This window comes from Methanobrevibacter filiformis (genome assembly GCF_001639265.1).
In the GTDB taxonomy this organism is placed as follows: domain Archaea; phylum Methanobacteriota; class Methanobacteria; order Methanobacteriales; family Methanobacteriaceae; genus Methanacia; species Methanacia filiformis.
Genome location: NZ_LWMT01000010.1, coordinates 1 through 8,865, shown reverse-complemented (window position 1 = coordinate 8,865; position 8,865 = coordinate 1). Strand labels below are relative to the sequence as shown.

The 8,865-nt window shown below is 29.4% G+C and carries 1 protein-coding gene; it reads right to left on the bottom strand.

The annotated features are described in order from the left end of the window. Positions 1 to 7,849, bottom strand: a 7,849-nt coding sequence (locus MBFIL_RS00460) for a beta strand repeat-containing protein (protein ID WP_157078601.1), incomplete at its 3' end; no start/stop codon positions are given. Positions 7,850 to 8,865 lie beyond the last annotated feature (1,016 nt).

Genomic DNA, 8,865 nt, shown 5'->3' with positions numbered 1-8,865 from the left:
CAGTCACACCACTAACATTATTACCATACTCATCTTTTAAAGTACCATTAACACTAACACTACTATTAACCTTACTATCAGGAACAGGATTAATAACCAAAGTAGTATTAATAAGCACACCACCAAACTCAGTGCTATTTGCAGCAGCAGTGTAATTAACATCCCCAATAAAAGTAGCAATGACATTGATTTCGCTAGAAGAATTAACAATGTAAGTAATATTCCAATTACCATTACTGTCAGTAGTACTAGTATAATTAAAACCATCCACAGTTACCATAACAGTCACACCACTAACATTATTACCATATTCATCTTTTAAAGTACCATTAACACTAACACTACTATTAACCTTACTATCATGAACAAGATTAATAACCAAAGTAGTATTAATAAGCACACCAGCAAACTCAGTATTATTTGCAGCAGCAGTATAATTAACATCCCCAATAAAAGTAGCAATGACATTGATTTCACTAGAAGAATTAACAAGATAAGTAATATCCCAATTACCATTACTATCAGTAGTACTAGTATAGTTAAAACCATCCACAGTCACTATAACAGTCACACCACTAACATTATCACCATACTCATCCTTTAAAGTACCATTAACACTAACACTACTATTAACCTTACTATCAGGAACAGAATTAATAACCAAAATAGTATTAATAAGCACACCACCAAACTCAGTACTATTCACAGCAGCAGCATAATTAACATCCCCAACAAAAGTAGCAACAACACTGATTTCACTAGAAGAATTAACAAGATAAGTAATATTCCAATTACCATTACTATCAGTAGTACTAGTATAATTAAAACCATCTACAGTTACTATAACAGTCACACCACTAACATTATCACCATACTCATCTTTCAAAGTACCATTAACACTAACACTACTATTAACCTTACTATTAGGAACAGAATTAATAACCAAAATAGTATTAATAAGCACACCACCAAACTCAGTACTATTCACAGCAACAGTATAATTAACATCCCCAATAAAAGTAGCAACAACACTGATTTCACTAGAAGAATTAACAAGATAAGTAATATTCCAATTACCATTACTATCAGTAGTACTAGTATAATTAAAACCATCTACAGTTACTATAACAGTCACACCACTAACATTATCACCATATTCATCTTTTAAAGTACCATTAACACTAACACTACTATTAACCTTACTATTAGGAACAGGATTAATAACCAAAGTAGTATTAATAAGCACACCACCAAACTCAGTACTATTCACAGCAGCAGTATAATTAACATCCCCAACAAAGGTAGCAACAATATTAACTGGATCAGTTGAATTAACAAGGTAAGTGATATTCCAATTACCATTATTATCAGTAGTACTAGTATAATTAAAACCATTAACAGTCACTATAACAGTCACACCACTAACATCATTACCATACTCATCTTTCAAAGTACCATTAACACTAACACTACTATTAACCTTACTATCAGGAACAGAATTAATAACCAAAGTAGTATTAATAAGCAAACCACCAAATTCAGTACTATTTGCAGCAGCAGTGTAATTAACATCCCCAATAAAAGTAGCAACGACACTTATTTCACTAGAAGAATTAACAAGATGAGTAATATTCCAATTACCATTACTATCAGTAGTACTATTATAACTAGTACCATCCACAGTCACTATAACAGTCACACCACTAACATTATTACCATACTCATCTTTTAAAGCACCATTAACACTAACACTACTATTAACCTTACTATCATGAACAAGATTAATAACCAGAATAGTATCTATAAGCACACCATAAAAACTAGTACTATTTGCAGCGCCAGTGTAATTATCATTACCAACAAACTCAGCAACGACATTGGTTAGATTAGTTGAATTAACAAGATAAGTAATACTCCAATTACCACTATTATTAGTAGTAGCAATATAAACAACATTATTAACAGTCACACTAACAGTCACACCACTAATCGCATAACCATTTTCATCTAACAAAGTACCATTAATACTAACACTACCATTTATCTTAGAGTTAGGAACATAGTTAATAACCAAAGTACTGTTTAAAGCCAAACCATTGAAACTAGTACTATTACTAGAACCCACATAACCAGTATTACCCTCAAACTCAGCAACAACACTAATACTTCCAGTCGAAATAACAAGATAATTAACATTCCAATGCCCACTACTATTAGTAGTAGCACTATAAACAACATTATTAACAGTCACATTAACAGTCACACCACTAACTGAATCATTATTCTCATCTAATAATGTGCCATTAATACTAACAGTACTATTAATCTTGGTATCTGGAATAGGATTAATAGTTAAATTACTGCTTAAACCCACTCCACTAAAACTACTACTATTGATAGAGCTATTGTAATAAGTATTACCATCAAAGGTAGCAATAATACTGATACTTCCAGTTGAAACAACAAGATAAGTAATACCCCATTTACCCTCAGCATCAGTAGTAGTGGCATAATGAACACTATCAACAGTCACATTAACAGTCACGCCACTAATCGGATTATTCTTCTCATCTAACAAAGTACCATTAATGCTAACATTATTTTCCGTTTTAGTAGCTGGAACAGGATTAATAACCAGAGTACTGTTTAAAGCCAAACCATAAAAACTGGTACTATTAGCAGCAGCAGTATAATTATCATTACCAACAAAATAAGCAACAACATTAACAATCCCAGTTGAATTAACAAAATAGCTAATATCCCATTTACCCTCAGCATCAGTAGTAATGGTATAATTAGTACCACTAACAGCCACATTGATAGTTACTCCAGTAATCGGATTACCATCTTCATCTGAGAGAGTACCATTAATATTAATACTAGTATTCACTTTAGTATCCTCAACAGGATTAATAAACAGTCTACTATTCTTAAGAACATAAAAATTTGAAGAATTTATGAAATCTGCGTAATTTTCATAACCAAAACCACTAATAAGAACATTAACAGAACCTGGTCGGTTAGTAGTATAATTCAAGCTCCAATAGCCAGAAGCATTCACACTAACAGTGAACAAGTTACTATCAATAGTTACATTAACTTCAGTAACGCCAGTATAATTAGCTATTTGACCACTAACAGTAACATTATTACCAACAGTAGTAATATTCGGAGAAATAATAATGCTGGAGTTAGTAGAATATTTTATAACTTCAAAAACTGTTGTATTAGTAGAAGCAAAGTAGTATGCAGTTTCATTAATTTGAACTACTACTGTATAGTTACCAATACTCCCAGTTAAATAGTTAACAGTCCATATACCAGTAGAAAGATCATAGCTATTAACTACTACAGAGTTACCATTAATAGTAACATTAATATTATTTTTAGTAATACCTGTTCGATTAGTAATATTACCTGAAATAGTGATATTAGTTGCAATATAGGCTGGTTGGGGTATGTCAATTGAACTATTTGTAGTACTTTTGACAACATTTAATAATGTACTGTTTGAAGTATATGTGTAGTTAGCATGACTTATAGTAACACTAACAGAAATATTATTTCCTAAGGAATTAGGTAGATAATCCATAGTCCAAAGACCAGAGGTTGAATTATATGATGTAGGATTTCCTATAAAAGTACCATTAACATATATACTAATATTATTTGCAGTTATACCAGACTTATTAGTTAATGTACCACTAATAACTACATTAGACCCTAATCCTGTAATATTAGGATTTAGATTAATAGTTGAACCAGTAGTGTTTCTATTCACAATGAAACTACTGGAATTACTAAAGTCCAAGTAATGCTCATTACCTGTTAAACTAGCATTTATAGAGATATTTCCTACAACAGTAGTATTATAAGTTAAGCTCCAGGAACCTGTTCCACTAACAGGAACAATATATGTAGTTCCATTAACAGTAATAGTAATACTTGTGATATTCTCATCAAAAGTACTAAATTGACCACTAATAATAACACCATTACCTATGTTAGCTGGACTTGGAACAATATTAATAGTAGAATTAGTTACCTTCATACCTGGAGAAAATGAAAATTCATTAGTAAATCCAAGATAATGACTAGTTTCAGTTAAGCTTGCAGTAATAGTATTTTTACCATTAATATTAACAGTATAAGATGCAATGTTCCAATAACCACTACCATTTACATTAGCTACAACTGTTGTACCATTAGGTAATGTTACATTAACTTTGCTTACATTATAGTATTGAGTTAGCTGACCACCAATACTAATAGTAGTTGATACATCTGGAGTAGGAGGATTTATAACAATAGTAGAATTAGTAATATTTTTATTTACTTGGAAGTTAGTAGAGTTTAATTTACCTTCTACATAATTAGGATTTACTGGTAAAATCGCTTCAATAGTGAAAATATCAGAAGTATTTGCAAGATATGGATAATACCAATATCCACCATCTACCCCAACAATACCACTACTAACAATACCGCCAGTTGAATTTTTAATAGTTATATTAATACTAGTTAAATTAGTATGATTTATTACATAACCTTCAAGAAGAATGTTTGTACCTATTTGAACAATATTATTTACAATAATAGTAGAGTTAGTAATGTTTTTCACGACAGAAAAAGTACTAGATACATTGACAATTGGATAGTAGGAATGATTTATAACAGCATTTACAGGAATATTATTTCCAGCAAATAAACTACCATAATTAAAACTCCACTCCCCAGTAATATTATCATAACTTGAAGCTGTACCAATTAAAGTATTATTAATATATATAAATATATTATTCTTATGTATTCCTGTTTTATTTGTTATCGTGCCTGAAATAATAACCTTAGTCCCAATATTTACAGTACTTGGATTTACATTAATATTAGTTGAAGTAGTATTTTGAAGTACAGTAAAAGTAGTACTATTACTAGTATCATTATAATAAGCATTACCTGCAACTTTTACAATAGCTTGGATACTATTTCCTATAGTAGTAGTAGCATAATTATAGCTCCAACCACCAGTACTATTAACAGCTACACTATATGATTCATTCCCAATCTCTAAAACTACAAAAGTAATGTTAGTATAATTTACTAATTGACCACTAAAAAGAACATTTTCACCAATATGGACAGATGTGGGAACTGCAGTAATATTTGACCTAGTACTACTTTTAGTAACAATAAATGTTGTCATATTGAAAAACTCTGTAACATTAGCATTACCATTAAAAGTGACAAGAACAGGAATAGTGCCTCCAGATGTAACAGTATAATTATAAGTCCAAGCGCCCCCACTACCAACAGAAACAAGTGTAGTTACACCATCAACAGTAAGATTAACCGTATTAATTCCTACATTAGTAGGACTTACTGTACCATTTATTCTGACTAGGTTACCAATCTTTGTAGCAGTAGTAGCATTATGAGAGATAGTAGAAGATGAAGCATTTAACACTACATTAAATACATATGTAACATCAAATGGATCTATGAAATTATTACCTATGAAAGTAAGTGTAATATTCTGTGAACCTGCTTTATAAACTGGACGACCATTGCCTTGTGTACCAAATAACCATCCATTAGTGAGAATATTTATTGCAGTGGAAGCATTGTTTGAAGTACTATTATATTTAGTACCATTAGAAAGTGTAAAACTTATTTGACTTACATTAATTGTATTTCCTACAGAATCATTCCATATACCACTAAATGCTAAATCTCTACCAACAACAAGATCACTTGCAATTATTGTAGAATTAATCTTAATTTTAACTACATTAAAACTACTTGTATTGATTTCTGAAGTGAAATTAATATTATCATTCCAAACTCTAATATTTAATGAACCTATAGTACTTGGTGTGTAAACAATACTCCAAGACCCATCAGCTTCAACATCAGCCATATAAGTATCATTACCCACTTGAACATAAATATAGTCAAGACCATTACCAGGATTTGTTAGTTTACCACTAATAGTAGTTTCACGAAAAACTGTTATAGTAGAGTTAGCAATTATTGATGAATTAGTAGTATCTTTAATTAGAAAAAGAGAGTCGTTAGATAAAATATATACTCCAATATCGGAATCAGTGTGAGAAATAGAAACCATAATAGAACCAGGGCTTTGTGTTTGGTAATCATAATACCAAGTACCATCTATAGGATTAACTGTTACTTCAACTACTTTATTACCAATAGTTAAATTAATCTTATTATTTCCACCAAGCTGACCTGAATAATCTTCTATTTGACCACTAATTCTAACAACATCACCAACAGTAGCTGAAGACTCATTAACGCCAAGACTAGAAGTTAAAATAGTAGATGAAACTGTAAAATAGCCAGTATTTTGGAACCCATTATATAAATTATTGCCAGCAAAACTAACTATAAATTGACCTCCATTTGCATTAACAGGAGTGTAAGGTAAAATCCATTGATTATTATTCACATTAACCTCAGTACGTACACCTGCAACAGTAACATTAACTTTAGAAATAGGCGTACTGTCTGTAGAAGGATAATTTATTATCTGACCTGTAATATTACTTTGTTGATTTACTCGCATTATAATATCAGGAACTGTGGTATTAATATCAGATTTAACATAAAAGTTTAATCGACTAGTTTGACCAGCATAATTAATAATAAGAGTATTGTTACCACTAGAAACGTTGAAATTACCCATATATCCATGCCTAGTAAATTCTATACCATTAAGAGTACCTGAAATAGTCATATTTGGTAAGTCCTCCCCATGGTCTGTAGTACTGGTGTTTAATTTGAAAAAATAAAAATTAACAGTACTACCTGCAGAAAGACCATCTAATGAACTAGCATTAGAAAGATTTAAAAGATAATAATTAATAGCAGTAGCAGTAGATCCATTAGATATTACAATTTTCGGCCCCCAGTAATTATAAGTAAAGTTAAAAGGAGATCCTGATTGAGCAAATGGACCACTAGCAAATATATTATAATTAACATTATTATAAGAACCTGAATCTGAAGGAGGGTTTCCTCTTTGTGCTCTAGCTATATCATAAATTATATTTTTAGTATAATTAATTTTAATATTAGTATAATTGGCAGCAGCCTCCTTATAGTAAACAAATCCATGAGTAGAAAGCACAGTATTTTCTGAAAATGAGCCTGTAAAATTACCTACCCTACCATAAAAAACAAACAATGAGTATTCAAAAGTAGATAATAAATTCGAAATAGTATTGTTTTCAACAACAACATTAGTATTATTAGCACCATCAACTCTAACAAAATAAGAAGAATCTATTGTATTATTAATGATATTTGCAGAAGCGCCTTTAGAAGCACTTAAAAATTGTATAAACCCTCCAGAGGTTTTGATTTTACTGTTAGCTATTATAACCTCTGATGGAGAGTACAATTCCATGAAAGAACTATAACCAGAAACATCCAAACCTTCGACATTAACTGAATATGCTTCAGAAAGAATAAAAAGAGGATAACTTCCACTTCCAGTGAATTTAACACCGCCATTAGTAGTTATATTAGTATTTCTTAAGATAGAAAACATTCCATCATAGGAATAATTACCTTCTTCAAATACTAAATCCTGATCAGGATCTGAAGTATTAGATAGAAAATTCTGAACTTCCTGTTGAGTAGATGTAGAATTAAATGATTTAGCATCTACACTAGATAAAGCACTGAAAAATATCAGAGCCACTAAAAGACATATAATAACACATGATCTTTTACTTACAATAGCACCATTATTTAAATTATCTAATTTATTTACACTAGCACCCTTATTCACACTAGTTATTTTATCTAGATTAGCTATTCTATTCATCCTATCTTCCCCTACTTTTTTGTTCGTATCTTCCCACTCCTTTATAGCTAATTAAAGAAAATTCTAATTATATAAATAATTATATAATGAGGAATAAGATTTTGGAGAATTAGATAATATAATATCTAAAAAACCTCAATCATACCTTCCAAAATACAAAATCGCACTTATTTACAATTATATGTTTAATATTTATCTTTCTACTAGATTCTAATTCATTTGTATTTATTCATAATGTTACTGCAATAAGAAATTAATTGAATTACTGTTGCTCCCAGTAACGTAATAATGATAAAGTTAATTAATATCTCTTAAAAAATTAGGTATACAATTTGAATAACCTGTAAAAAATCAACAGAAGGTTATTCATGAAATGAGATATTATTTCTAAAATATAATATAATTTATATTAATAATATTATGTTTTAAATAATATATAAATGTTCCTATATAAACTAAATATATAATAATAATCAATTTATCACTACATTGTTTATCAATAATTCGGATAAAAATAAAAAAAATAGTTTATTTGTTTAGAAAAAGTGATTAATTTTTTCAAATTTTCAATTTTCTTACTGATTATTGTTTGTCCATGTTTGTTAATAGTTTTTTTATTTCCTGAAAGATTAATTAATTTTATTCCAGAAGATAGCATTTGTTGTTTTAGTGAATCATTATTTAATAAGTATAATATCAATTATTAATAAATTTTGAAACCATATAGAAATAATTAATGAAAGAAATCTTAGCAACCAATATAAAAACTGACCATAATAGATCATAATGTTGAATAATAGTAATGGAAGAATGCTTGGGATTTTTCAATTTGAAAAAGTAAAATCCTCCTAAAAGAAGTTATGATATATATAGGAAATAGTATTTTTATTTGGCTGTGCAATAATTAATTTTTCAGTTGATGGATGACAGTGAATTTTCTTAGTTGTGGTTAGATTGTAAATTATTTTTTGTAGTTTTTTTTATTTGTTGTCTATGTTTTTCATTGAATATCTATT